This is a genomic window from Enterobacter cloacae complex sp. 418I7 (genome assembly GCF_050030705.1).
In the GTDB taxonomy this organism is placed as follows: Bacteria; Pseudomonadota; Gammaproteobacteria; order Enterobacterales; family Enterobacteriaceae; genus Enterobacter; species Enterobacter intestinihominis.
The window spans coordinates 4,092,939-4,115,990 of record NZ_JBLGUU010000001.1 but is presented as its reverse complement, the minus strand read 5'-3'; the positions used below and the strand labels follow the sequence as shown (position 1 = coordinate 4,115,990).

Here is a 23,052-nt window from a genome sequence, read left to right as displayed (position 1 = left end):
CGGACAATTAGTGTTGTTTCAGTTTATCTTTATGTTTATTGAGCTGTCTCGCAAGCTTATCAATCAAGCCGTCGATAGCCGCGTACATGTCTTGCCCTTCCGCACTGGCATGAAGTTCCCCTCCGTTGACGTGCAGGGTCGCATCCGAGATATGCGTCACTTTCTCCACTTTCAACACAACATAGACCTGGTTGATCCTCTCGAAATACTGCTCGAGTTTCGCGAACTTAGCGTTTACAAAATCGCGTAAAGCCTCAGTAATTTCGACGTTATGTCCGGTGATATTGAGCTGCATAGTGTCTTCCTTATCGGTTGTGTCAAACCAGTTGTTTACGCTGGTTAGACGGCGGAATGGATAAAGACTCTCGATACTTCGCGACAGTACGGCGTGCCACCATAATACCCTGATCGGACAGCATGGTGGTTAACTTACTGTCACTGAGTGGCTTCGCGGGGTTCTCCGCGGCGATCAACTTCTTCACCAGGGCGCGAATAGCCGTTGACGAGGCTTCGCCGCCGCCTTCGGTGTTCACGTGGCTGGAGAAGAAATACTTAAGCTCAAAAATACCGCGTGGGCTGTGCAGATACTTCTGCGTGGTCACGCGGGAAATGGTTGATTCATGCATCTCGACGGCCTGGGCGATGTCCGCCAGCACCATCGGTTTCATAAACTCTTCGCCCTGCTCAAAGAATGCCTGCTGCTGTTCGACAATACAGCGGCTGACGCGCAGCAGCGTGTCATTACGGCTTTCCAGACTCTTAATCAACCAGCGTGCTTCCTGAAGGTTGCTGCGAATGTATTGATTATCAGCGTCGTTACGGGCGCTGGTGCACATGGAGGCGTATTGCTGGTTGATTTGCAGGCGAGGAATGCTGTCGGCGTTCAGTTCAACGACCCAGCGGCCATTGTGTTTTCTCACCAGCACATCAGGAATAACGTATTCCGGTTCGCTGGTCTGGATCGATTGCCCCGGACGCGGATCGAGTGACTGGATCAGATTTACCGCTTCCTTCAGCACCTCTTCTTTGAGGCGCGTGACGCGCATCAGGGTGCGGAAGTCGTGATTTGCCAGCAAATCCAGATGCTCGCTGATGATGAGCCGGGCTTCATCAATCCACGGTGTCTCTTTGGCAAACTGCGAAAGCTGGATCAGAAGGCAGTCGCGCAGATCTTTCGCGGCGACGCCAATCGGGTCGAAACGCTGAACGCGTTTCAGGACGGCTTCGATCTCTTCCAGTTCAATCTCGTCATCGCCGATGCTTTCCAGAATCTCGTCCAGCGTCACGGTCAAATAGCCCGTGTCGTCAACGGCATCGACAATCGAGGTGGCAATGGCGCGATCGGTATCGGAGAAAGGCGTCAGCTCCACCTGCCACATCAGGTAGTCCTGAAGCGACTGGGTAGTTTCGCCCTGGTAGACCGGGAGTTCATCGTCCTGGTAATCTGCACGCGTCCCGGAAGGGGTACCCGCGGTGTAGATTTCATCCCAGCTGGCATCCAGCGGCAGTTCCTCCGGCATCTCTTTCTGTTCGAGCGCATCTACGGAGTCGAGCGTTTCTGTGTCCTGCGTCTGCTGAGCGTCTACCTCGTCATGAAGATCGGTTTGCTCCAGCAGCGGATTGCTGTCCAGCGCCTGCTGGAGCTCCTGCTGGAGTTCTAACGTGGACAGCTGCAACAGACGGATTGCCTGTTGTAGCTGCGGCGTCATGGCCAGTTGCTGGCTGAGCCGTAATTGCAAACCTTGCTTCATGTTCAGAGCGTTTTTCTCCGGTTCGGCGTGACTTAACCTCTACCCTATCAGAGTCTGAAGTCTTCCCCAAGGTACACGCGCTTAACATGCTCATCTTCGAGGATTTGCTGCGGCGTACCGTGGGCAATCAGATGGCCCTGGCTCACTATGTAGGCGCGCTCACACACGGCCAGCGTTTCGCGAACGTTGTGGTCCGTGATCAGTACGCCAAGCCCGCTGTCGCGCAGGTGCTCAATAATACGTTTGATATCGATAACGGAGATGGGGTCAACGCCCGCAAACGGTTCATCCAGGAGGATAAATTTCGGGTTTGCTGCCAGCGCGCGCGCAATCTCAACGCGGCGGCGTTCACCACCGGACAGCGCCTGACCGAGGCTGTCACGCAGATGTTCAATATGAAACTCTTCCATCAGCTCGTTCGCACGGTCAGTGCGCTGCTCGCTGGTCAGATCGTCACGGATCTGGAGCACGGCCATCAGGTTGTCGAACACGCTTAAGCGGCGGAAGATAGAGGCTTCCTGCGGCAGATAGCCGATGCCACGACGCGCGCGGGCATGCAGTGGCAGCAGACTGATATCTTCATCATCGATGATGATGTTGCCGGCGTCACGCGGGACGATGCCCACCACCATGTAGAAAGTCGTGGTTTTACCCGCCCCGTTAGGGCCAAGCAAACCCACGATTTCGCCGGAGTTGACGGTCAGACTGACATCTTCGACGACGCGGCGGCCCTTATACGCTTTCGCGAGGTTTTTTGCAGTTAAAGTTGCCATAACGAATTAGTTACTCTTTTTCTGTGCCGGAGCCTGGCCGTTGTTCTTGTCCTGCAATTGCGAAGGCACAAGAACGGTCGTGACGCGTTTGCCTTTTTCACTGGAGGCCTGCATTTTCTGCTCTTTCACCAGATAAGTGATCTTGTCGCCTTTGATATTGCTGTCCAGCTGTTCCAGGTAAGCATTACCGGTCAGGATGACCAGATCCTTCGCCAGTTCATAGTGCATATGCGAGGCATGGCCTTTCACCGGCTTGCCGTTGTCCTGCATCTGGTAGAAGGTGGCCGGGTTGCCATAACCATCGATAATCTCTTTGCCCTGCTCGCCGCCCGGTCGGGTAACGACCACTTTGTCGGCGTTGATTTTGATGGTGCCCTGGGTCATGACCACGTTGCCGGTAAAGGTGACGACGTTACCCTGCATATCCAGAGACTGGGTATCGGATTCAATATGAATCGGCTGTTCGGTGTCGCCAGTCACAGCAAGCGCGGGAAGACTGGCCGCCAGCAGCGCGCTGGCGATAACAACTTTAAGGCTGAGTTTGTTTGTTTTGAATTTCATAGGAGGTTCTAACCTTTTCAATCAGCTCGGCGTTTTTGCTGCGTAAGTTCCCGCGCATTCTTAAACCGCTGGAATTAAATGTTGTGCCATACAGGGTGACTAAATCCTGCGACGTGACATCCTGGGTGACCAGGTTGATCTGGGCGTTATCCGTCGTAATTTTTCGCAGTTGCGCGTCAGCGGTCAGGGCGTTGACTTCAACGTGACCATACAGGTAAAGCATACGGTCATTTGTCAGTTTTGCCCGGTCAGACTTGATAGACCACGTCGGCACTTTGTCCGTATCAAAGGTGGTCATGACCGGTTGGGTAAACCACGAAGTACCGTCATCTGAAAAATATTCTACATGCTGAGCAACGAGGCGATAGTTCAGCGCGCCTTCCGGGCTATAGACCACGGTGTCGCTGTGATCGCTTTTATAGGTCGGGTCGCTCGTGTTAACCACTTCCGCTTGCGTATCTTCGCGGTCAGCGAGGTTTACGCCAATCAGTACCAGGGCGACAAGCGCAAGCAGAATGATAACCCAACGTCTGGTTTTACTCATATCGATTGCCCTTTCGCCTCATCAAGCTTGCCCTGCGCCAGCAGAAGCAGATCGCAGACTTCGCGGACGGCGCCGCGGCCACCGTGAATATGGGTAACATAATCAGCACGCGGGATCAGCAGCGGGTGCGCGTCAGCCACGGCGATGCTCAGACCCACCTCCGCCATGACTGGCCAGTCGATCAAATCATCCCCGACGTATGCCACATTCTCTGGTGCAATGGCCAGTTTTCCCAACAGATCCCGGAAGGCTACCATCTTATCAGACTGCCCCTGATAGAGATGGGTAATGCCCAGCGTTTCACACCGATCTTCTACCAGTTTAGCTTTCCGCCCGGTGATGATTGCAACTTCAATACCGGACGTGAGCACACAGCGGATACCGTAACCGTCGCGAACGTTAAAGGCTTTCAGCTCTTCGCCGTTATTGCCCATATAAATCAGACCGTCGGAGAGCACACCATCCACATCGAGGATCAGCAGGCGGATATTTTCCGCCTTTGCCATCATGTGGGCGCTCACCGGGCCATAACAGGTTGCAAGGGATGCACCCGCATTACTCATTGTCTTATCCTTCATTACACTACGCCAGCGCGCAGCAGATCATGCATATGTACCACACCCAGCAGTTGGTCGCCATCGGCAACCATCACTGAGGTAATATGACGGGACTGCATCAGGTTCAGTACATCTACCGCCAGCGTGCCCGGACGGACGCGGATCCCGCCGGGTGTCATTACATCAGCGATGCCCAGCGTTCGGACATCCACACCCATATCGAATACCCGGCGCAGGTCGCCGTCGGTGAAAATGCCCTGAATCTTCATCAGATCGTCGCAGATAACCGTCATGCCCAGGTTTTTACGGGTGATCTCCAGTAACGCGTCGCGCAAAGAGGCCTCTTTGCTGACGTGCGGGATCTCATCCCCGGTGTGCATAATATCGTTGACCCGCAGCAGCAGTTTGCGCCCGAGCGCGCCGCCGGGGTGAGACAGAGCGAAATCTTCAGGCGTAAAACCGCGGGCTTCCAGCAGCGCAACGGCAAGGGCATCGCCCATCACCAGCGCGGCGGTTGTGCTGGAGGTCGGCGCCAGCCCCAGCGGACAGGCTTCTTTCGGCACCTTCACGCACAGGTGAATATCTGCCGCACGCGCCATGCTGCTTTCCGGGCGGCTGGTCATGCAAATCAGCGGTACGTGCAGACGCTTCAGCACCGGGATCAACGCCAGGATTTCATTCGATTCCCCGGAGTTGGACAGCGCAATAACCACGTCCTGCGGCGTAACCATGCCGAGGTCACCGTGCGCGGCTTCACCGGGATGAACGAAGAATGACGACGTGCCGGTACTGGCAAAGGTCGCCGCCATTTTGCGCCCGATATGGCCGGATTTGCCCATCCCCATCACCACGACTTTACCGGCGCAGTAGAACATCTTCTCACAGGCCAGACTAAAATCCTGATTAATGTACTGATCTAACTGCGCCAGACCTTCACGTTCAATCTCCAGAACGTCTTTGCCTGCTTTCTGAAAGTCAAAACCCGGCTGCAATTCTATTTGCGACATAATGCGTTTCCGTTTACCCAGAGAGAAGTGGCGAGAGCCAGTACAGCATCGCCAGCCATACGATAAATCCACCCGTCAGCAGCGCGCCCGCGCCTTTGCCGATCTGCTCTTTTCGCCGCCAGCAGAGCAGGGCGAAAATTACGCTGACCAGTAGCATCACACCGTAATCGCGCGTGAAGACCATAGGGTTAAACGGCCCCGGTGAGATTAATGCCGGCAGCCCCGTCACGATCGCGATATTGAAAATATTCGAGCCAATGATATTGCCGATGGCGATATCATCTTCCCCTTTACGTGCCCCGGCGATGGCGGTAGCCAGCTCTGGCAGGCTGGTGCCGATGGCGATGACCGTCAGACCGATTGTCAGTTCGCTCATCGCAAACGCGTTCGCCAGCACCGTCGCGTTATCGACCACCATCCGCGTGGCCATTGGCATTATAATCAGCGCGACGCCCAGCCACAGCAGGGCGACGGGTAAGGTCCCTTCCCGTGGCAGTTCGGCGAGATGCTCACGCGTGAGGCTATCGTTACCCTGTTTTTCCGCCAGACGTGCGATCTTCACGCTGTAAAGCAACCAGATCACGGCCAGGGCGAGCAGGAATATACCGTCACCGACGCTCAGCACCCCGTCATAAAGCACATAGCCTGCCAGCAGACTGACGACTAACATTAGCGGCAATTCACGACGCAAAACATCGGAATGTACGCGAAATGGATGCAGTAATGCGGCTAAGCCTAAAATCAGCAAGATATTGACGATGTTAGAGCCAATCGCAGTGCCAATAGCGAGGTCGACCTGGCCATGCAACGAGGCTGAAACAGAAACGATGATTTCAGGAAGCGATGTGCCTACACTGACCACCGTCATCCCAATAATGATGGGCGGCATGCCAATGAGTCGACAGAGAATGGATGCGGCAAAGACCAAACGGTCAGCACTGTAGACCACCAATAGTAAACCAATTATTAACAGTGCTGTTGCTAAAAGCATCAAAAGTCCTTTCTTCAGGTATACTCGCTGGTCCACTGCGCACGAATTTTAGCGCCAGATGAAGTCTGAGACGTGACGAATTCCTAATTTTGACTTTATGCGCCGGAAAAGTAAAACAAATGCCAGCTTTCGCTAACCCCAATAGTGAATATTCTGTAAAAATGCGGGGTTTAGGGCTGATTTACGCTTCATGCCAGCAGTGAAGCAAGGTAAGTAAGGAACCATAAATGAGCCAAACGATGGCGAATATAGTCGATGTCCGGGGCGTCAGTTTTTCTCGCGGCAACCGGGTGATATTTGATGATATTTCGCTGACCGTGCCGCGCGGTAAAATCACCGCCATCATGGGGCCGTCAGGGATCGGTAAAACGACGTTGCTGCGTCTTATCGGCGGGCAAATCCCCCCTGATAGCGGCGAAATTCTCTTCGACGGTGAAAACGTCCCGGAGATGTCTCGCTCGCGCCTCTACACGGTTCGCAAACGAATGAGCATGCTCTTTCAGTCGGGTGCGCTATTCACCGATATGAACGTATTTGACAATGTGGCCTATCCGCTGCGTGAGCATACCCATCTTCCTCCTGCGCTGTTGCACAGCACGGTGATGATGAAGCTCGAAGCCGTGGGGTTGCGGGGGGCTGCGAAACTTATGCCGTCCGAACTCTCGGGTGGGATGGCGCGCCGCGCCGCGCTGGCGCGTGCTATTGCCCTGGAACCCGATTTAATCATGTTCGATGAACCGTTCGTCGGGCAGGACCCTATCACCATGGGCGTGCTGGTGAAGTTAATCTCGGAGCTGAACAGCGCCCTTGGCGTCACCTGCGTGGTGGTTTCCCACGACGTGCCGGAAGTGCTGAGTATTGCTGATTACGCCTATATTGTGGCTGACAAAAAGATCGTCGCCCACGGCAGCGCTCAGGCGTTGCAGGAGAATGGCGATCCGCGCGTGCGGCAGTTCCTGGACGGTATCGCAGATGGGCCGGTGCCTTTCCGCTATCCGGCGGGCGACTATCATGACGATTTACTGGGAATAGGGAGTTAATCCACTCATGCTGTTAAATGCGTTGGCGGGTCTTGGACACCGTGGCCTAAAAACCATCAGTACGTTCGGGCGTGCCGGATTAATGTTGTTCAACGCGCTGGTTGGCAAACCGGAGTTCCGCAAGCATGCGCCGTTACTGGTGCGGCAGCTTTATAACGTCGGCGTGCTGTCGATGCTTATCATCATCGTGTCGGGTCTGTTTATTGGCATGGTGCTGGGGTTGCAGGGGTATCTGGTGCTGACAACCTACAGCGCGGAAACCAGCCTTGGCATGCTGGTGGCGCTCTCGCTGCTGCGTGAACTCGGGCCGGTTGTAGCAGCGCTGCTGTTCGCCGGGCGTGCCGGATCAGCGCTGACGGCTGAAATAGGCCTGATGCGCGCCACAGAGCAGCTCTCCAGTATGGAGATGATGGCGGTCGATCCGCTGCGCCGGGTGATCTCGCCGCGCTTCTGGGCCGGGGTTATCTCCTTACCGTTACTGACTATCCTCTTTGTGGCGGTAGGTATCTGGGGAGGCGCGCTGGTTGGCGTCAACTGGAAAGGCATTGATGCCGGGTTCTTCTGGTCTGCCATGCAGGACGCCATCGATCTGCGGATGGATCTGGTGAACTGTCTGATCAAGAGCGTGGTTTTCGCTGTGACGGTTACCTGGATTGCGTTGTTTAATGGTTACGATGCCATTCCGACGTCGGCGGGCATTAGCCGTGCAACGACGCGTACTGTCGTACATTCGTCGCTGGCCGTTTTAGGTCTGGATTTTGTGCTCACCGCACTGATGTTTGGGAATTGAGTTCATGCAAACGAGAAAAAATGAAATTTGGGTTGGCGTGTTTTTGCTTCTGGCGCTGCTGGCCGCGCTGTTTATCTGCCTGCGCGCGGCGGACATCACCTCTGTTCGCACCGAGCCGACGTATCGCGTCTACGCGACTTTCGATAATATCGGCGGCCTGAAGGCGCGCTCACCGGTCCGTATTGGTGGCGTCGTTATTGGACGTGTCGCTGACATTACGCTTGATGAGAAAACCTATCTGCCGCGCGTCGCAATGGATATCGAAGAACGCTATAACCACATTCCGGACACCAGCTCGCTCTCTATCCGCACCTCTGGCCTGCTGGGGGAGCAATATCTGGCCCTTAACGTTGGTTTTGAAGATCCTGAGCTGGGAACGTCTATCCTTAAAGACGGTAGCGTAATCCAGGATACCAAGTCAGCGATGGTGCTGGAAGATATGATTGGTCAGTTCCTTTACAACAGTAAAGGGGATGATAAAAAGTCTGACGATGCCCCTGCGCAGAGTGAAGACCACACCAACGTCGAACCGACGCCAGGCGCGACGAATTAATTTCAGGAGAAGTCATTCATGTTTAAACGACTGTTAATGGTTGCCATGCTGGTCATTGCCCCTCTAACCGCGGCGCACGCTGCGGATCAGAGTAACCCGTACAAACTGATGGATGAGGCCGCGAAGAAAACCTTCGACCGTCTTAAAAACGAACAGCCCAAAATCCGTTCTAACCCTGATTATCTGCGTGATGTGGTGGATCAGGAGCTGCTGCCGTATGTGCAGATCAAGTACGCGGGCGCACTGGTGCTGGGCCGTTACTACAAAGACGCGACCCCGGCGCAGCGCGAGGCTTACTTTGCGGCGTTCCGTGAATACCTGAAACAGGCTTACGGCCAGGCGCTGGCGATGTACCACGGGCAGACCTATCAGATTGCCCCTGAACAGCCGCTGGGCGATGCCACCATCATTCCTATCCGCGTGACGATTATCGATCCAAACGGTCGTCCACCGGTACGCCTGGACTTCCAGTGGCGTAAAAACAGCCAGACCGGAAACTGGCAGGCGTACGACATGATCGCTGAAGGCGTCAGCATGATCACCACTAAACAGAACGAGTGGAGCGATCTGCTGCGCACCAAAGGCATCGATGGCCTGACGGCTCAGCTTCAGTCCATCTCTCGTCAGAAAATTACCCTGGACGAGAAGAAGTAATGTCACAGCAGCTTAGCTGGGCGCGTGACGGCGAGACGTTGACGCTGACGGGAGAGCTGGATCAGGATCTGCTTAACCCGCTGTGGGACGCTCGCCATAACGCGATGCAGGGCGTGACGTTGATTGATCTCCATGGCGTCACGCGGGTAGATACCGCCGGTATCGCCCTGCTGGCGCACCTGGTGGCCACGGGCAAAAAGCAGGGGAGTAGCGTCACCCTGACGGGGGTAAGCGATAATGTCGTAACCCTTGCACAGCTTTACAATTTGCCTGAAGACGTATTACCTCGCTAACTTTTTCAGTACGTTACTTCCGAAAGCCCCGACAGTTTACGCGTCGGGGCTTTTTGCTTGTTTAAGACCGCGCCACTTTGCTCTAAGATGTTGAGCTTGTTTTCACTATCAGATGATGTAGACCCCATGGAAAATAATGAAATCCAGACAGTGCTGATGAATGCACTCTCCCTTCAGGAAGCCCACGTCTCTGGCGATGGCAGTCACTTCCAGGTTATTGCTGTGGGTGAGATGTTCGACGGAATGAGTCGCGTGAAGAAACAGCAGGCTGTGTACGCGCCGCTGATGGAATACATTGCGGATAACCGCATCCACGCCCTGTCGATTAAAGCGTTCACCCCACAGGAGTGGGCACGCGATCGCAAACTAAACGGTTTTTGAGCTGAGGGCGAAGCGCCCGCAGCACGGTTGAATTTATAAGAGAGCAAACGATGGATAAATTTCGTGTACAGGGACCCACGCGTCTCCAGGGCGAAGTCACAATTTCTGGCGCTAAAAACGCCGCGCTGCCCATTCTTTTCGCTGCGCTGCTCGCAGAAGAGCCGGTAGAGATCCAGAACGTACCGAAGCTGAAAGATATCGACACGACCATGAAGTTGCTCGGCCAGTTGGGCACCAAAGTGGAGCGTAACGGTTCCGTCTGGATCGATGCCAGCAACGTGAACAACTTCTCAGCGCCGTATGAGCTGGTGAAAACCATGCGTGCTTCCATCTGGGCGCTTGGCCCGCTGGTGGCGCGTTTCGGTCAGGGACAGGTTTCACTGCCGGGCGGATGCGCTATCGGCGCCCGTCCAGTCGACCTGCATATCTTCGGTCTGGAAAAGCTGGGCGCGGAGATCAAGCTGGAAGAGGGGTACGTTAAAGCGTCCGTCAATGGTCGCCTGAAAGGCGCGCACATTGTCATGGACAAAGTGAGCGTGGGCGCAACGGTAACCATCATGTCGGCTGCTACGCTGGCAGAAGGCACTACCATCATCGAAAACGCCGCCCGAGAGCCGGAAATCGTGGATACCGCGAACTTCCTGGTCGCGCTGGGGGCGAAGATCAGCGGGCAGGGCACAGACCGTATCACCATCGAAGGCGTTGAACGTCTGGGTGGTGGTGTGTACCGCGTACTGCCAGACCGTATCGAAACCGGTACTTTCCTGGTAGCGGCTGCCATTTCTGGCGGTAAGATTGTTTGTCGTAACGCACAACCGGATACCCTGGATGCGGTGCTGGCGAAACTGCGCGATGCGGGTGCGGACATTGAAATTGGTGAAGACTGGATCAGCCTCGATATGCACGGGCAGCGTCCTAAAGCCGTTAACGTGCGCACTGCGCCACATCCGGCATTCCCGACGGATATGCAGGCACAGTTCACCCTGTTGAACCTGGTGGCCGAAGGCACAGGCTTCATCACGGAAACTATCTTCGAAAACCGTTTCATGCACGTACCGGAACTGATCCGTATGGGTGCGCATGCTGAGATTGAAAGCAACACGGTCATTTGCCACGGCGTTGAAAAACTGTCCGGTGCGCAGGTGATGGCGACCGATCTGCGCGCGTCTGCGAGCCTCGTACTGGCAGGTTGTATTGCAGAAGGGACTACCGTTGTCGATCGTATCTACCACATCGATCGTGGTTACGAGCGTATTGAAGACAAACTGCGCGCGCTGGGTGCGAATATCGAGCGTGTGAAGGGCGAGTAATCGTTCCGGCACCCCCCTGCCAGAACAGGCTGGGGGATTGCTGTTCCTGTAAATCCGGGTGCATCAGTCCTGATGTGCTTTCTTCGCTTTGCTCTGGCGCATCATGCGCGTTCTGTCGATAAATTCATGAGTAATGGGATCGTGATAGCGTGACGGCCATATCACCCACGGATGCGTATCCAGCGCCGTCGCAATAATCAGTTCCCCCTTCGGCCATGGGCGGGTCAGGGCGTTTGCCAGCGTCGACGAGCTCAGCCCATGACGACGTGATTCGGCAGCCAGCGATGTCCCTTTTTTACGCAGTGCCGCAATAATGTCAGCAGAATGCCAGTCGATGAATTTTGTATCCATAATGCTGTCCTTGTGTTCGTTATCGTCCACGTCGTTTCGTGTGAAAAGACAGCATTACTATACTCACTTCGAACATCTGTTCTAAAAAGTTCATGTTACGAGAAGCAATATTCAGAATAAGGCACGGCTTTATACATACGGCCTGTAACCAGATGAGCTTACGCGTAAATGTAATTTATTGGTGCGTACTGGAACCTCCCTGCGAGATCGCAGGGAGATGAGGAGGGGATTAACGGTCGCGCTGGACGGCGATGTGCGCGAGGCCGATTAGCGCATCACGCCATGGGCTGTCGGGAATGACCTGAATTGCGGCGATGGCTTTGTCTGCTTCTTCTTCAGCACGCTGACGCGTCCATTCAAGGGAACCACAGATGGCCATTGTTTCCAGTACCGGTTCCAGAAGATGGCGACCATTTCCCTGCTCGATAGCCTCCCGGATCATTTTCGCCTGCTCTGGTGTGCCATTGCGCATCGCGTGGAGCAGCGGCAGCGTTGGCTTGCCTTCGTTCAGGTCATCGCCAACGTTTTTACCGAGCGTTTCGCCATCCGCGCTGTAGTCCAGCAAATCATCAATCAGCTGGAACGCGGTGCCGAGGTAACGGCCGTAGTCCTGAAGCCCTTTTTCCTGAGCTTCGCTACAGCCTGCCAGAATGCCGGAGCACTGCGCGGCGGCTTCAAACAGACGTGCGGTCTTGCTGTAAATCACCCGCATATAGTTTTCTTCGGTGATATCCGGGTCGTTGACGTTCATCAACTGTAGGACTTCGCCTTCAGCGATAACGTTTACGGCTTCTGACATCACTTCCAGCACCTTCAGCGAGCCAAGGCTGGTCATCATCTGGAAGGCTCGGGTATAGATAAAATCCCCTACCAGAACGCTTGCCGCATTACCAAACGCGGCATTGGCGGTGGCTTTGCCACGACGCATGTCTGATTCATCCACAACATCGTCATGAAGCAGGGTGGCGGTGTGGATAAATTCGATCAGCGCCGCGATCGTGACGTGGGCATTTCCCTGATAGCCAACCGCGCGTGCGGCCAGAATGGCAATCATCGGACGAATACGTTTACCGCCGCCGCTGACGATGTAATAGCCCAACTGATTGATCAGCTGAACGTCAGAGTTGAGTTGCTCCAGGATTGCTGCATTCACACCCGCCATATCTTGCGCGGTTAACTCATTGATTTTTTCTAAATTCATCGCAAAAGCCGGGCTTTTTATCCTGTTTATCCCACACGAGATGGGTACACAAAGGGTTTCGGTTTATAAATAGTATTGCTGATTGTACTGAAAAAATGGCTCAGATAAACGTTACCGTACGTGTTGTGTTTTTTTTCTTCATGTATTGATGGTAGCACTTGTCAAAGGCTCGCGTTTTGCGTAATATTCGCGCCCTATTGTGAATATTTATAGCGCACTCTGAATCATACGAGGATGTGCGCGGAAGCGGAGTTTATATGTACGCGGTTTTCCAAAGTGGTGGTAAACAACACCGAGTAAGCGAAGGTCAGACCGTTCGCCTGGAAAAGCTGGACATCGCAACTGGCGAATCTGTTGAGTTCGCTGAAGTTCTGATGATCGCAAACGGTGAAGAAGTCAAAATCGGCGTTCCTTTCGTTGATGGCGGCGTTATCAAAGCTGAAGTTGTTGCTCACGGTCGTGGCGAGAAAGTTAAAATCGTTAAGTTTCGTCGTCGTAAACACTATCGTAAGCAGCAGGGCCACCGTCAGTGGTTCACTGATGTGAAAATTACTGGCATCAGCGCCTAAGACCTGAGGAGAGATTTAAATGGCACATAAAAAGGCTGGCGGCTCCACACGTAACGGTCGCGATTCAGAAGCTAAACGCCTGGGCGTTAAGCGTTTCGGTGGCGAATCCGTTCTGGCGGGTAGCATCATCGTTCGTCAGCGTGGCACCAAGTTCCACGCGGGTACCAACGTAGGTTGCGGTCGTGACCACACTCTGTTTGCTAAAGCAGACGGTAAAGTGAAATTTGAAGTTAAAGGCCCGAACAACCGTAAATACATCAGCATCGTTGCTGAGTAAGGTTTTCTCGGTCCGGTAACGGATTAAAGCCCCGCAACGTGTTGCGGGGCTTTTTACATTGGAAACCCGGAAAATTTTCTGTAGGGAAAACGGGCATGAAGCAGCAGGCCGGCATTGGTATTCTTTTGGCGCTCACTACCGCGATGTGCTGGGGGGCGCTGCCAATTGCAATGAAGCAGGTACTGGAAGTGATGGAACCGCCCACGGTGGTGTTTTATCGCTTCCTGATGGCAAGTATAGGCCTGGGCGCCATTCTGGCCGTCAAAGGTAAGCTGCCGCCGCTGCGCATCTTCCGAAAACCGCGCTGGCTGGTGTTACTGGCTATCGCGACGGGCGGTCTGTTCGGTAACTTCATTCTGTTCAGCTCTTCCCTGCAATATCTTAGCCCTACAGCGTCGCAGGTGATTGGTCAGCTATCACCGGTCGGCATGATGGTCGCCAGCGTATTCATCCTCAAGGAGAAGATGCGCGGTACGCAGATCATCGGGGCAAGCATGCTGCTTTGCGGTCTGGTGATGTTCTTTAACACCAGTCTGATCGAGATTTTTACCCGCCTGACGGATTACACCTGGGGTGTCATTTTTGGGGTGGGTGCAGCAACGGTCTGGGTGAGTTATGGCGTCGCGCAAAAGGTGTTATTGCGTCGTCTTGCCTCACAGCAGATCCTCTTTTTGCTGTACACTTTGTGTACACTGGCATTATTGCCGTTAGCTAAGCCGGGGGTGATTACCCAGCTCAGCGACTGGCAACTGGCGTGCCTCATTTTTTGTGGGCTGAACACGCTGGTCGGTTATGGCGCGCTGGCTGAAGCCATGGCGCGCTGGCAGGCAGCACAGGTGAGCGCCTTAATCACGCTTACCCCGCTGTTTACGCTGTTATTTTCAGATTTGTTATCAATGGCCTGGCCCGATGTCTTCGTCAAGCCGATGCTCAACCTGTTGGGTTATCTCGGTGCGTTTGTCGTGGTTGCGGGCGCGATGTATTCCGCCATTGGTCATCGTCTCTGGGGGCGTTGGCGCAAAAATGAAGCGGTTGTAATAGTCCCCCGCTCAGGCGAATGAGTTACGGAGAGTAAAATGAAGTTTGTTGATGAAGCGACGATTCTGGTCGTGGCAGGTGATGGCGGTAACGGTTGTGTAAGCTTCCGCCGTGAAAAATATATTCCTCGTGGCGGTCCTGACGGCGGTGACGGTGGGGACGGTGGCGACGTGTGGCTGGAGGCGGATGAAAACCTCAACACGCTGATCGACTACCGTTTCGAAAAATCTTTCCGCGCCGAACGTGGGCAGAACGGCCAGAGCCGCGACTGTACCGGTAAACGCGGTAAAGACGTGACGATCAAAGTGCCGGTAGGTACGCGTGTCATCGATCAGGGCACGGGCGAAACCATGGGTGATATGACCAAACACGGTCAGCGCCTGATGGTGGCGAAAGGCGGCTGGCACGGTCTGGGTAACAGCCGTTTCAAATCTTCCGTTAACCGTACCCCGCGTCAGAAAACCATGGGTACCCCGGGTGATAAGCGCGACCTGCAACTGGAACTGATGCTGCTGGCGGATGTGGGGATGCTGGGTATGCCAAACGCCGGTAAATCGACGTTTATCCGTGCGGTCTCTGCGGCGAAACCAAAAGTGGCGGATTATCCGTTTACGACACTGGTACCGAGCCTGGGCGTTGTCCGTATGGATAACGAGAAGAGCTTCGTGGTCGCTGACATCCCGGGTCTGATTGAAGGGGCAGCAGAAGGCGCCGGTCTGGGGATTCGCTTCCTGAAGCACCTTGAGCGTTGTCGCGTACTGTTGCACCTCATCGACATCGATCCAATCGACGGTTCCGATCCGGTTGAAAACGCCCGTATCATTATCGGTGAGCTGGAGAAATACAGTGAAAAACTGGCGCAAAAACCGCGCTGGCTGGTATTTAACAAGATCGACCTGATGGATAAAGCGGAAGCTGAAGCGAAAGCTAAAGCGATTGCCGAAGCGATGGGTTGGGAAGATAAGTACTACCTGATCTCTGCCGCCAGCCAGGTTGGCGTGAAAGATCTCTGCTGGGATGTGATGACCTTTATCATCGAGAATCCGGTTGTTCAGGCAGAAGAGGCGAAACAGCCTGAAAAAGTCGAATTCATGTGGGATGACTACCACCGCCAGCAGCTCGAAGAGCTGGAAGCGGAAGAAGATGATGAAGACTGGGACGATGACTGGGATGAAGACGACGAAGAAGGCGTCGAGTTCATCTACAAGCACTAACCTCAGTATAAAGCCCCTTAACGGGGCTTTTTTTTTATCCTATTTTCGCCGGTAACCAACAGCTGGCGATGAGGCCGCCCGCAGCGCCGTTCTCCAGCGTTAAATAGCCATGATGGAGCTGTACGATACGCTGTACGATGCTCAGCCCAAGGCCGCTGCCGCCGTAGCGCTGGTCGAGACGTCGGAAAGGTTCGGTGATCGACTGGCGGTGTGCCTCATCAATACCCGGCCCCTGATCGATAACGCTCACCCGGGTACCGCTCTCCGTCGCTGTTAATGCCACTTCAATGGTTGTGCCTGCCGGGCTGTAGCGGGCGGCATTCTCCAGAAGGTTCCTTAGCATCAGACGTAACAGGACGGCGTCCCCCTGTACCGTCAGCGCGCTGTGGGCCGGCCATATCACCGTATGCTCTTTGGCTTCATGCTCCAGGCTAAGCGGAGCAATGATCGTCTCAGTCCAGTTCACGGTATCGTAATGGCCGCTGGCCATCGCCTGTCCGGCACGCGCCAGCATCAGCAGCTGTTCCACCGTGTGCATCAACTGATCGATCCGGTTTATCAGTGGTGTGGCCTGCGGGGAACCGGACTGAGCCATCAGTTCCAGATGGAGCCTGATCCCCGCAAGCGGCGTACGTAACTCGTGTGCCGCATCGGCGGTAAACAGGCGTTCCTGTTGAATAGTGTGAGCCAGCCGGGCGAGGAGTAGATTGAGCGATGTGGTCACAGCGCCTATCTCTTCCATATCAGAATACATCGGCAGGGGAGTCAGATTATCCGCCGAACGGTTCGCAAGGCTGACGCGAAGTTTGTTGAGTGGACGGGTGATCCAGGTTACTGCCCAGAATGAGAAGAGCAGGGTAAAACCGACCATCACCAGAGAAGGGACCAGCAGGGAGGCAATGGCTTCGCGGATCTCTTTTTCGACATGGTTGTTGCGCGCTTTCGCAGACAACGTTTCATTTACCAGAAAACCGATTTGCTCGCGGCTCTCATGCCACAGCCAGACTACGCTAACCAGTTGAAAAAATAGCAGTATAACCGCCAGCAACACCATTAATCGCCGGCGCATACTGTTCATTTCTGGCTCTCCAGACGGTAACCCACGCCACGTACGGTTTTGATGCGATCTTTACCGAGCTTGCGGCGCAGATTATGAATGTGAACTTCAAGCGTGTTTGATCCTGGATCGTCCTGCCAGGAGTAGATGTCCTGTTGCAGCGTTTCACGGTGCACGGTCTGCCCGCTGCGCATGATCAGACGCGTCAGCAGAGCGAACTCTTTTGGGGTCACTTCCACAGGCTGAGACTGGCGCAGCACCTGCTGAGTTTGCAGATTGAGGGTGATATCCCCGTCCGTCAGCATGTTGTCGCTGTGGCCCTGATAGCGGCGGATTAACGCCCGTACGCGAGCCTGTAGCTCGGCAAGGGCGAAGGGTTTTACCAGATAATCGTCAGCGCCAGAATCCAGCCCGTTAATTCTGTCTTCAATGGCATCGCGGGCGGTGAGAATCAATACGGGATTCTCCACTCCGCGACGACGCCACTGGCAGAGCAGCGTCGCGCCGTCTTTATCCGGCAGTCCCAAATCCAGAATCACAAGGCTGTATTCTCCGCTCTGGATCAAGGCATCTGCTTCAGCCGCCGTGGCGGCACAATCCAGGGCGTAGCCCTCATTCCCCAGTGCCAGCGCTAACCCTTCCTGTAATAACAGATCGTCTTCAACTATAAGTAGTTTCATCGCTAGTTATTCTGGTAGATGTCCTTATAGAGCCTGCTTTCGAAACGCACCAGTGGAATACGACGATTGCGCTGGTCAGCCGGTTCGACGGCATAGCCGGACAGATACTGCACAAAGGCCATGCGTTGCCCGCTGGCTGTCGTGATAAAACCGGCAAGGTTGTAAACGCCCTGCAGGGAACCCGTTTTGGCTGACACTTTGCCATCCACGCCTGCAGCGTGAAGGCCCGCACGGTACTGAAGTGACCCATCGTGTCCGGCGAGCGGCAGCATTGTAATAAAGTTTAGCTCAGCGTCATGCTGAGCGATGTACTGCAACACCTGCATCATGGTGGCCGGTGAGATCAGGTTATGGCGCGATAAACCGGAACCGTCGACAGCGATCGTATTGCCCAGATCGATACCCGCCTGCTGGCGCAGGATCTGACGTACGGCATCAGAACCGGCCCGCCAGGTTCCTGGCACACCAAAGCGCGCGTGCCCGATCATACGGAACACCGTGTCGGCAATCATGTTATCCGACTTTTTCAGCATAATCTTAAGCAAATCATGCAGTGGCGCGGACTGTTTGCTGGCAATCACCGTGCCTGGTTCATTCACCTGCGTCTGGCGCAGCAGCGTTCCGGTGTAGGTTATGCCCGCCTGCTTCAGTTCATCTTTAAAAATGGCACCGGCATAGCCTGCGCCATCCTGAATGGCAAAGGCCAGCGGGAGGGGATCGGCCCGCTGGGTCAGGCAGCCGGTGAGCGTATAGCGATTGAGATCGCCCGGTACCACGTCGAGCTCACAATACTGCGCCTCCGGGGAGCCTTTCGCCAGCGTCCGCACCTGGCTGAACATCGTGACCGGGTAGTAAGACGCCACGCGGATAAACGCTAAGTCATTGGGTTTTGGCGCGCTGTAAAGCGATACGGAGAAGCAGTTACGGTCAACGATGGCGGCGGCTGGCGGGGCGCTAAAGCACTGCGTCATGTCGTTCCATGGCCAGCCAGGCGCTTTATCGTGGCTGGCGAAAATGGAGGTGTCGATCAGCACGTTGCCATCAATTTTTGTTACGCCGGATTTTTTCAGTACCGCCACCATGTTGCGGACATCCTGGCGCTTAAAGGTGGGATCGCCACCAAAACGGGCGATAAGATCGCCTTTCAGTTCGCCACCCTCAACGTTACCTCTGGTTTCAAGGGTGGTAGTAAAACGGAAGTCAGGCCCGAGCTGGAGCAGGGCGGCGAGGGCAGTGATCACCTTCTGGGTACTGGCAGGCAGCGCCATCTGTTGACTGTGATAGTCAATCTCGGGAGCCTGCGCGCCAACCTTCTGCACCATCAGGGCAAGGTTCGCGCCGGCGGGCAGTTGATTAATGTACTCATCAACATTCGCGGCCTGAACGGTGAACGTTATACTGGTAGTCAATCCGATGATAAAACTGGAAAATCGCATAATCTCGCGCTAACAACCCGAAAACAAACCGTCATACTACGGTGCATGGCACTGTAAAGTAAACGATGACCCATAGTGAACTTCGCGGTAAAATGCGTATCAAATTGAAAAATTGCTGCTGACCTGGGGCGTTGCTCCCGGGTCGGTTTTCTTTTTGCTTCTGGCCTGTTCAGGTGGGCTGGAGCAGGGAACACTGCTCCCAACAGGAATGTTTAAGAGGTATAACAAATGCAAGCTATTCCGATGACCTTACGTGGTGCCGAAAAACTGCGCGAAGAGCTGGATTTTCTGAAATCCGTACGTCGCCCTGAAATCATCGCCGCTATCGCGGATGCGCGTGAGCATGGCGACCTGAAAGAGAATGCTGAATACCACGCGGCGCGTGAGCAGCAGGGTTTCTGCGAGGGGCGCATCAAAGATATCGAAGCGAAACTGTCCAACGCGCAGGTTATCGATATCACTAAAATGCCAAACAACGGTCGCGTGATCTTCGGCTCTACCGTCACCGTCCTGAATCTGGACAACGACGAAGAGCAAACCTATCGCATCGTGGGTGATGATGAAGCGGACTTCAAACAGAACCTGATTTCGGTGAACTCCCCGATTGCTCGCGGCCTGATTGGCAAAGAGCAGGATGATGTTGTGACTATCCGCACCCCGGGTGGCGAAGTGGAATACGAAATTATTAAGGTTGAATACCTGTAATTCGCTTCTCTTCTAAGATGTTGATACATTGTAAAGAAAAGAAAAAGGCCGCATAGCGGCCTTTTATCAACTCAAGGAGCATGGCATTTTGCTCGCCTGCTGAAAGAAATCCCTCGTTTCACACAGAAAATGTGTTTGATTCAGGATATCCTTAACGTGGCAGCGAGATTTTGCGCTCTTTAGATGGGCGATAGAGCACCAGCGTTTTACCGATGACCTGTACATTACAGGCGCCGGTTTCGCGCACGATGGCTTCCACGATCAGGTTTTTAGTGTCTCTGTCTTCAGAGGCGATTTTCACCTTGATCAGCTCGTGGTGTTCCAGCGCTTGTTCAATCTCGGCAAGCACCCCTTCGGTCAAACCATTGTTGCCAAGCATCACTACAGGCTTGAGCGGATGTGCCAGACCTTTAAGGTGCTGTTTTTGTTTAGTACTCAGATTCATCGTATATTTTTGCTTACGTTGGGATTGAAAACGGTTCATTCTACCGCCATCTCCCTAATATCGCCAAATAGCTGCGTAGAAATTTACGTCACAGGCAAGTAACGATGAACCAGGACGGAAATGTTAAATGACAGGTAAAAAGCGTTCTGCCAGCTCCAGCCGCTGGCTTCAGGAACACTTTAGCGATAAATATGTTCAACAGGCGCAGAAAAAGGGGTTACGTTCCCGCGCCTGGTTTAAACTTGATGAAATACAGCAAAGTGACAAACTTTTTAAACCGGGAATGACGGTGGTCGACCTCGGTGCGGCACCTGGCGGATGGTCCCAGTATGCGGTTACGCAGATCGGCGGAACGGGCCGTATCATCGCATGCGATCTTTTACCAATGGATCCCATCGTCGGTGTCGACTTCCTTCAGGGCGACTTTCGTGATGAATTAGTGCTTAAAGCATTACTTGATCGTGTAGGTGACAGTAAGGTCCAGGTTGTCATGTCGGATATGGCACCAAATATGTGTGGAACACCGGCGGTGGATATCCCCCGCGCCATGTATCTGGTGGAACTAGCGTTAGAAATGTGTCGTGATGTACTAGCGCCTGGTGGTAGTTTTGTTGTGAAGGTGTTTCAGGGCGAAGGTTTCGAGGAGTATCTTAAGGAAATTCGCTCCCTGTTTGCGAAGGTCAAAGTTCGTAAGCCGGACTCTTCCCGGGCCCGTTCCCGTGAAGTGTATATTGTAGCGACCGGGCGAAAATGATAACCGGTAGATTTCAGGCGAAAGTTTGAATGAAACTGGATATAGAGTATCCTGACGCTGTTTTTAACACAGTTGTAATATGAGGTTAATCCCTTGAGTGACATGGCGAAAAACCTAATACTCTGGCTGGTCATTGCCGTTGTGCTGATGTCAGTTTTCCAGAGCTTTGGGCCCAGCGAGTCGAATGGCCGCAAGGTGGATTATTCTACCTTCCTGCAAGAGGTCAATCAGGACCAGGTTCGCGAAGCGCGTATCAACGGACGTGAGATCAACGTTACCAAGAAAGATAGTAACCGTTACACGACTTACATCCCGGTGAACGATCCTAAGCTGCTTGATAACCTTCTGACCAAAAACGTCAAAGTGGTAGGCGAGCCGCCGGAAGAACCAAGCCTGTTGGCTTCTATCTTCATTTCCTGGTTCCCGATGCTGCTTCTTATCGGTGTCTGGATCTTCTTTATGCGCCAGATGCAGGGCGGTGGTGGCAAAGGTGCCATGTCGTTCGGTAAGAGCAAGGCGCGTATGCTGACGGAAGACCAGATCAAGACCACCTTTGCTGACGTAGCAGGTTGTGACGAAGCAAAAGAAGAGGTGGGTGAACTGGTTGAATACCTGCGCGAGCCGAGCCGTTTCCAGAAACTGGGCGGTAAGATCCCGAAAGGCGTCCTGATGGTCGGCCCTCCGGGTACCGGTAAAACCCTGCTGGCAAAAGCCATCGCGGGTGAAGCGAAGGTCCCGTTCTTTACTATTTCAGGTTCTGACTTCGTTGAAATGTTCGTGGGTGTCGGTGCATCTCGTGTGCGTGACATGTTCGAGCAGGCTAAGAAGGCAGCACCGTGCATCATCTTCATCGATGAAATCGACGCCGTTGGCCGCCAGCGTGGCGCAGGCCTGGGCGGTGGTCACGATGAACGTGAGCAGACCCTGAACCAGATGCTGGTTGAAATGGACGGCTTTGAAGGTAACGAAGGTATCATCGTTATCGCGGCAACTAACCGTCCAGACGTACTCGACCCTGCGCTGCTGCGTCCAGGCCGTTTCGACCGTCAGGTTGTGGTCGGTCTGCCGGATGTTCGTGGTCGTGAACAGATTCTGAAAGTGCATATGCGACGCGTACCGCTGGCGCCAGATATCGACGCGGCAATCATCGCGCGTGGTACTCCAGGCTTCTCCGGTGCGGATCTGGCTAACCTGGTCAACGAGGCAGCACTGTTTGCCGCTCGCGGTAACAAGCGTGTAGTGTCCATGGTGGAATTCGAGAAAGCGAAAGACAAAATCATGATGGGTGCGGAACGTCGCTCCATGGTGATGACGGAAGCGCAGAAAGAGTCCACGGCATATCACGAAGCGGGCCACGCGATTATCGGTCGTCTGGTGCCGGAACACGATCCCGTACACAAGGTGACGATTATTCCGCGCGGTCGTGCGCTGGGTGTGACCTTCTTCCTGCCTGAAGGCGACGCGATCAGCGCCAGCCGTCAGAAGCTGGAAAGCCAGATTTCAACCCTGTACGGCGGTCGTCTGGCTGAAGAGATTATCTACGGTGCGGAACATGTTTCCACCGGTGCGTCGAACGATATTAAAGTGGCGACAAACCTGGCGCGTAACATGGTGACTCAGTGGGGCTTCTCCGACAAACTCGGTCCGCTGCTGTATGCAGAGGAAGAGGGCGAAGTATTCCTGGGCCGCTCTGTGGCAAAAGCGAAACATATGTCCGATGAAACGGCACGTATCATCGATCAGGAAGTGAAAGCGCTGATTGAACGTAACTACGCTCGCGCCCGTCAGATCCTGAACGACAATATGGACATCCTGCATTCGATGAAAGATGCGCTCATGAAATATGAGACCATCGATGCACCGCAGATTGACGACCTGATGGCGCGCCGCGAAGTGCGTCCGCCAGCAGGCTGGGAAGACCCAGGCGCGTCTAACAATTCTGACAACAATGGCACCCCGCGTGCACCGCGTCCGGTCGATGAACCGCGTACGCCAAACCCGGGCAACACCATGTCAGAGCAGTTGGGCGACAAGTAAGTCACTGCTGTTGAAGCGTTTGTCTGTACATCAAACCCTGGAGCGTGCTCCGGGGTTTTTCTTTTTTATATAACCATGCAAAT

General features: G+C 54.2%; 28 protein-coding genes. 14 read left to right on the top strand and 14 right to left on the bottom strand.

The features are described 5' to 3' along the window. Positions 1–7 precede the first annotated feature (7 nt). The 8 genes from hpf to ACQG0S_RS19825 are packed head-to-tail and all read right to left on the bottom strand — an operon-like array spanning position 8 to position 6,184. Entirely contained in the window at positions 8–295 is a 288-nt protein-coding gene (gene hpf, locus ACQG0S_RS19860; RefSeq protein WP_014171818.1) for a ribosome hibernation promoting factor, read from the bottom strand. 22 nt (positions 296–317) lie between these two features. Continuing rightward, positions 318–1,751, bottom strand: coding sequence for an RNA polymerase factor sigma-54 (gene rpoN, locus ACQG0S_RS19855; protein WP_022649530.1), 1,434 nt, complete (start codon positions 1,749–1,751; stop codon positions 318–320). Positions 1,752–1,798: 47 nt separating this feature from the next. Beyond that, positions 1,799–2,524 (bottom strand): LPS export ABC transporter ATP-binding protein, encoded by a 726-nt coding sequence (gene lptB / locus ACQG0S_RS19850; RefSeq protein ID WP_003861862.1) that lies wholly within the window; start codon positions 2,522–2,524, stop codon positions 1,799–1,801. A 6-nt stretch (positions 2,525–2,530) separates the two neighbouring features. Next, the gene (gene lptA, locus ACQG0S_RS19845; protein ID WP_006812136.1) at positions 2,531–3,085 is read right to left on the bottom strand and encodes a lipopolysaccharide ABC transporter substrate-binding protein LptA; all 555 of its coding nucleotides are present in this window, start codon (positions 3,083–3,085) and stop codon (positions 2,531–2,533) included. Next, a complete protein-coding gene (gene lptC, locus ACQG0S_RS19840; RefSeq protein ID WP_022649529.1) occupies positions 3,054–3,629 on the bottom strand; it encodes an LPS export ABC transporter periplasmic protein LptC in 576 nt (191 codons plus the stop codon). The genes lptA and lptC overlap by 32 nt, the downstream gene beginning before the upstream one ends. After that, on the bottom strand, positions 3,626–4,192 hold the full coding sequence (kdsC, locus tag ACQG0S_RS19835; RefSeq protein WP_048966239.1) for a 3-deoxy-manno-octulosonate-8-phosphatase KdsC: 567 nt from the start codon (positions 4,190–4,192) through the stop codon (positions 3,626–3,628). The genes lptC and kdsC overlap by 4 nt, the downstream gene beginning before the upstream one ends. Before the next feature lie 14 nt (positions 4,193–4,206). After that, a complete protein-coding gene (gene kdsD / locus ACQG0S_RS19830; RefSeq protein WP_003861853.1) occupies positions 4,207–5,193 on the bottom strand; it encodes an arabinose-5-phosphate isomerase KdsD in 987 nt (328 codons plus the stop codon). A gap of 13 nt (positions 5,194–5,206) precedes the next feature. After that, positions 5,207–6,184, bottom strand: coding sequence for a calcium/sodium antiporter (locus ACQG0S_RS19825; RefSeq protein WP_003861852.1), 978 nt, complete (start codon positions 6,182–6,184; stop codon positions 5,207–5,209). Positions 6,185–6,411: 227 nt separating this feature from the next. On the opposite strand from ACQG0S_RS19825, the gene mlaF reads away from it, so the two are divergent. The 7 genes from mlaF to murA all read left to right on the top strand — a co-directional run bounded on the left by mlaF (position 6,412) and on the right by murA (position 11,205). Next, positions 6,412–7,224, top strand: coding sequence for a phospholipid ABC transporter ATP-binding protein MlaF (gene mlaF, locus ACQG0S_RS19820; RefSeq protein ID WP_022649527.1), 813 nt, complete (start codon positions 6,412–6,414; stop codon positions 7,222–7,224). A 7-nt stretch (positions 7,225–7,231) separates the two neighbouring features. Further along, positions 7,232–8,014: a lipid asymmetry maintenance ABC transporter permease subunit MlaE gene (mlaE, locus tag ACQG0S_RS19815; protein WP_003861848.1), complete on the top strand. Its 783-nt coding sequence runs from the start codon at positions 7,232–7,234 to the stop codon at positions 8,012–8,014. Positions 8,015–8,018: 4 nt separating this feature from the next. After that, on the top strand, positions 8,019–8,567 hold the full coding sequence (mlaD, locus tag ACQG0S_RS19810) for an outer membrane lipid asymmetry maintenance protein MlaD (protein ID WP_022649526.1): 549 nt from the start codon (positions 8,019–8,021) through the stop codon (positions 8,565–8,567). An 18-nt stretch (positions 8,568–8,585) separates the two neighbouring features. Continuing rightward, positions 8,586–9,221 (top strand): phospholipid-binding protein MlaC, encoded by a 636-nt coding sequence (mlaC, locus tag ACQG0S_RS19805; protein ID WP_006812130.1) that lies wholly within the window; start codon positions 8,586–8,588, stop codon positions 9,219–9,221. Further along, entirely contained in the window at positions 9,221–9,514 is a 294-nt protein-coding gene (mlaB, locus tag ACQG0S_RS19800) for a lipid asymmetry maintenance protein MlaB (protein WP_022649525.1), read from the top strand. Before mlaC ends, mlaB begins: the two co-directional genes overlap by 1 nt. A gap of 126 nt (positions 9,515–9,640) precedes the next feature. Next, complete coding sequence (gene ibaG, locus ACQG0S_RS19795) at positions 9,641–9,895, top strand: BolA family iron metabolism protein IbaG (RefSeq protein WP_003861840.1); 255 nt, start codon at positions 9,641–9,643, stop codon at positions 9,893–9,895. A gap of 50 nt (positions 9,896–9,945) precedes the next feature. Further along, complete coding sequence (gene murA, locus ACQG0S_RS19790; RefSeq protein WP_006812128.1) at positions 9,946–11,205, top strand: UDP-N-acetylglucosamine 1-carboxyvinyltransferase; 1,260 nt, start codon at positions 9,946–9,948, stop codon at positions 11,203–11,205. A 63-nt stretch (positions 11,206–11,268) separates the two neighbouring features. Here murA and sfsB read toward each other — a convergent pair whose 3' ends face one another. Both sfsB and ispB read right to left on the bottom strand, forming a co-directional pair. Further along, positions 11,269–11,556: a DNA-binding transcriptional regulator SfsB gene (sfsB, locus tag ACQG0S_RS19785; protein ID WP_022649524.1), complete on the bottom strand. Its 288-nt coding sequence runs from the start codon at positions 11,554–11,556 to the stop codon at positions 11,269–11,271. 229 nt (positions 11,557–11,785) lie between these two features. After that, a complete protein-coding gene (gene ispB / locus ACQG0S_RS19780) occupies positions 11,786–12,757 on the bottom strand; it encodes an octaprenyl diphosphate synthase (protein WP_006812126.1) in 972 nt (323 codons plus the stop codon). A gap of 257 nt (positions 12,758–13,014) precedes the next feature. Here ispB and rplU point away from each other — a divergent pair, with 257 nt between their 5' ends. The 4 genes from rplU to cgtA all read left to right on the top strand — a co-directional run bounded on the left by rplU (position 13,015) and on the right by cgtA (position 15,855). Continuing rightward, the gene (rplU, locus tag ACQG0S_RS19775) at positions 13,015–13,326 is read left to right on the top strand and encodes a 50S ribosomal protein L21 (protein ID WP_003025032.1); all 312 of its coding nucleotides are present in this window, start codon (positions 13,015–13,017) and stop codon (positions 13,324–13,326) included. 19 nt (positions 13,327–13,345) lie between these two features. After that, a complete protein-coding gene (gene rpmA, locus ACQG0S_RS19770; protein WP_003861831.1) occupies positions 13,346–13,603 on the top strand; it encodes a 50S ribosomal protein L27 in 258 nt (85 codons plus the stop codon). A 95-nt stretch (positions 13,604–13,698) separates the two neighbouring features. After that, positions 13,699–14,664, top strand: a complete 966-nt coding sequence (locus ACQG0S_RS19765; protein WP_003861826.1) for a DMT family transporter — start codon at positions 13,699–13,701, stop codon at positions 14,662–14,664. A 15-nt stretch (positions 14,665–14,679) separates the two neighbouring features. Further along, positions 14,680–15,855: an Obg family GTPase CgtA gene (gene cgtA / locus ACQG0S_RS19760; RefSeq protein WP_003861823.1), complete on the top strand. Its 1,176-nt coding sequence runs from the start codon at positions 14,680–14,682 to the stop codon at positions 15,853–15,855. Between the two features lie 34 nt (positions 15,856–15,889). Here the strand turns inward: cgtA and pmrB are convergent, their stop codons facing one another. The 3 genes from pmrB to dacB are packed head-to-tail and all read right to left on the bottom strand — an operon-like array spanning position 15,890 to position 19,028. Continuing rightward, on the bottom strand, positions 15,890–16,933 hold the full coding sequence (gene pmrB / locus ACQG0S_RS19755) for a two-component system sensor histidine kinase PmrB (RefSeq protein ID WP_063137987.1): 1,044 nt from the start codon (positions 16,931–16,933) through the stop codon (positions 15,890–15,892). Continuing rightward, the gene (gene pmrA, locus ACQG0S_RS19750; RefSeq protein WP_046620875.1) at positions 16,930–17,592 is read right to left on the bottom strand and encodes a two-component system response regulator PmrA; all 663 of its coding nucleotides are present in this window, start codon (positions 17,590–17,592) and stop codon (positions 16,930–16,932) included. The genes pmrB and pmrA overlap by 4 nt, the downstream gene beginning before the upstream one ends. Before the next feature lie 2 nt (positions 17,593–17,594). Then, on the bottom strand, positions 17,595–19,028 hold the full coding sequence (dacB, locus tag ACQG0S_RS19745) for a serine-type D-Ala-D-Ala carboxypeptidase (RefSeq protein ID WP_003861817.1): 1,434 nt from the start codon (positions 19,026–19,028) through the stop codon (positions 17,595–17,597). 228 nt (positions 19,029–19,256) lie between these two features. Here dacB and greA point away from each other — a divergent pair, with 228 nt between their 5' ends. Next, positions 19,257–19,733 (top strand): transcription elongation factor GreA, encoded by a 477-nt coding sequence (gene greA, locus ACQG0S_RS19740; RefSeq protein ID WP_014171793.1) that lies wholly within the window; start codon positions 19,257–19,259, stop codon positions 19,731–19,733. A 151-nt stretch (positions 19,734–19,884) separates the two neighbouring features. Here the strand turns inward: greA and yhbY are convergent, their stop codons facing one another. Continuing rightward, the gene (gene yhbY, locus ACQG0S_RS19735; RefSeq protein ID WP_003861814.1) at positions 19,885–20,178 is read right to left on the bottom strand and encodes a ribosome assembly RNA-binding protein YhbY; all 294 of its coding nucleotides are present in this window, start codon (positions 20,176–20,178) and stop codon (positions 19,885–19,887) included. A 127-nt stretch (positions 20,179–20,305) separates the two neighbouring features. Between yhbY and rlmE the strand changes: the two genes are divergently transcribed. Further along, positions 20,306–20,932 carry a 23S rRNA (uridine(2552)-2'-O)-methyltransferase RlmE gene (rlmE, locus tag ACQG0S_RS19730; protein ID WP_003861812.1) on the top strand — a complete coding sequence of 209 codons (627 nt, stop codon included), beginning with the start codon at positions 20,306–20,308 and terminating at the stop codon, positions 20,930–20,932. 102 nt (positions 20,933–21,034) lie between these two features. After that, on the top strand, positions 21,035–22,969 hold the full coding sequence (ftsH, locus tag ACQG0S_RS19725; RefSeq protein WP_003861810.1) for an ATP-dependent zinc metalloprotease FtsH: 1,935 nt from the start codon (positions 21,035–21,037) through the stop codon (positions 22,967–22,969). Positions 22,970–23,052 lie beyond the last annotated feature (83 nt).